This window comes from Streptomyces sp. NPDC102278, assembly GCF_044766345.1.
Classification (GTDB): Bacteria; Actinomycetota; Actinomycetes; order Streptomycetales; family Streptomycetaceae; genus Streptomyces.
This window is the reverse complement of sequence record NZ_JBIWLV010000046.1, coordinates 1-2,571: the sequence shown is the minus strand read 5'-3', so window position 1 is coordinate 2,571 and position 2,571 is coordinate 1. Positions and strand designations below refer to the sequence as shown.

Below are 2,571 nucleotides of genomic sequence, written 5' to 3'. Positions count from 1 at the left end.
AGGTCCGGCCCTCCCGGCCGATTCGAAACCAGCGACCAACAAGCGGCCCCACGGCAGCTCGGCGCTCCGTAAGCTCCGACCATGACCGACCGAGCTATGGTAATCGAATTGCAAATCCTCTGAGAAGGGGCAGGTCGCGAAGGGGTGCTCCCCGCCGACGCGGGGGTGATCCGGTCCAGATCACGGACCAGCCGCGCCAGATACAGTGCTCCCCGCCGACGCGGGGGTGATCCGTCGGCGGAGGAACTGGCCCGGCACCTGCTGAAGTGCTCCCCGCCGACGCGGGGGTGATCCGGCTGCGGCGAGCGTTGAGCTGGCCCCAGCCGAGTGCTCCCCGCCGACGCGGGGGTGATCCGTGCTGGGCAACGGCGCGGTTAGAGCCGAACTCGTGCTCCCCGCCGACGCGGGGGTGATCCGCGCATCGAGCAGTTGATCCAGGAGGACCCCGGGTGCTCCCCGCCGACGCGGGGGTGATCCGGTCGAGGTCGAGGCCGAGCGGAGGCCACCGGCGTGCTCCCCGCCTACGCGGGGGTGATCCGGAGTACTGCTCGCGGACGCACAAGGAGTACGCGTGCTCCCCGCCGACGCGGGGGTGATCCGGTGGACGGCGCCCCGGTTCAGCACAAGCTGACGTGCTCCCCGCCGACGCGGGGGTGATCCGACCGCATGGGGCCGCTCGACCTGGGTGACGCGGTGCTCCCCGCCGACGCGGGGGTGATCCGAGGGCCGTCTCCAAACCGGTGACGGCCCTCCCGTGCTCCCCGCCGACGCGGGGGTGATCCGACACCGGGTCTTCTCGTCAAATTGAGGGGAAGGTGCTCCCCGCCGACGCGGGGGTGATCCTCGGTCCGGGCACGGGACGCACGAGACATGGCCGTGCTCCCCGCCGACGCGGGGGTGATCCGGTCGCCGAGATGTTCAAGACCCTCGGCATCTCGTGCTCCCCGCCGACGCGGGGGTGATCCGATCCTGATCGGCGCGCTCCAGCGGCTCCACGAGTGCTCCCCGCCGACGCGGGGGTGATCCGATCCTGATCGGCGCGCTCCAGCGGCTCCACGAGTGCTCCCCGCCGACGCGGGGGTGATCCGAACAGGACCCCGATGTCCCACATCATGCCCGAGTGCTCCCCGCCGACGCGGGGGTGATCCGTCGATCGTGTCGCCGGGCTGGCCTACGAGGGTGTGCTCCCCGCCGACGCGGGGGTGATCCGACCATGTACGCCCTCCCCGAGATCGAAGCCCGGTGCTCCCCGCCGACGCGGGGGTGATCCGGCGAAGACGTGGGGGACGTTCCTCCCTGTCGGGTGCTCCCCGCCGACGCGGGGTTGGTTCGATCGATTCCGTCGTCCGCCAGCACCACCGCCGGTTCTCCCTGACTGCCTGGACCGTGCCGCCCCCACACCGGGATCCCACGAAAGCGAGATGGGCGAGGACGTCCCGATCAGTTGACCTTCGTCCTACGGACAAGCGTTCCCGTGCTTTGCTTGCCTCTACTCGCGCTGCCAGAATGCGAGGTTGTTCCGGGTGATGGGGGTGCCAGGCGGCCGGGGCCGAGCACCCTGACCCGGTTTTTGAGCAGGGAGGTCTGGCGTACGTGCGGTGGCTCCGGTGCCAGCTCATCCGCCAGGGAGTATCCGGCCCCCAATCACGGCGTATGACGCCTTGCACGGCGGCAGGATCTGATCCAGGCAGCAACGCCCGGCTCTCCCCGCCCGTCACGAGACACACCATCGGAGTCACCACCGCATGATCACACCACCGGCCCCCATACCGTCGGCGCCGCTTTGGCCGCACTGCGCACACGGCGCGGCCCCCGCCACCGACCCCGTCGGCTGCACTGGCATCCACGTTCCCGGCCAAACCGCTTGCCTGGCCCACCTGACCGATACCGACCGCAACACCTACCTGGCCAGCCTGGCGCCCGGCGCCGACATCGACCATCGCGGCACCCATTTCCACTCCTCATCTCACTCCTCCACGCCCTGCGCGACCCCACAACTACAAACCTCCACCTCGGCTCCGCCCGGTTCGATCGGGCGCAGTTCTCTGGCGATGCCCAGTTCGGCGAGGCGCAGTTCTCAGGGAACGCCCAGTTCGGCGAGGCGCAGTTCTTAGGCAACGCCGGGTTCAGCCGGGCACAGTTCTCACGGAACGCCGGGTTCGACCGGGCGCAGTTCTCCGGGAGCGCATGGTTCGGCGAGGCGCAGTTCTCCGAGGACGCCGGGTTCGAACGGGCACAGTTCTCCGGGAACACCGGGTTCGACCGGGCGCGGTTCGCTGGCGACGCCCAGTTCAGCGAGGCGCAGTTCTCCGGCGATACCTGGTTCAGCCGGGCGCAGTTCTCCAGGCACGCCGGGTTCGGTGGGACGGAGTTTTCCAGGAAGGCCTGGTTCGAGCAGGCGCAGTTCTCCGGCGATGCATGGTTCGAGCGGGCGCAGTTTTCGGAGGACGCCGGGTTCAGTGGGGCGCAGTTCTCGGCCTCTCTGGCAGCGTGCGGGACCGGTTTCCCGACCGTGGCCCGACGCCGCTTCAGGGGTCATAGCCTGGTCTCCCAGGTTCAAGAGGTGGGAGA

At 69.8% G+C, this 2,571-nt stretch carries 1 protein-coding gene and 1 CRISPR repeat array; the gene reads left to right on the top strand.

Going from position 1 to position 2,571, the window contains the following annotated elements:
* Positions 1–144: 144 nt before the first annotated feature.
* A CRISPR array of direct repeats spans positions 145–1,332; the repeat unit is 28 nt; unit sequence GTGCTCCCCGCCGACGCGGGGGTGATCC.
* A gap of 532 nt (positions 1,333–1,864) precedes the next feature.
* Positions 1,865–2,571 (top strand): pentapeptide repeat-containing protein (locus ACIRO3_RS36860; RefSeq protein ID WP_404144136.1); only part of this gene is annotated, 707 nt, incomplete at its 3' end.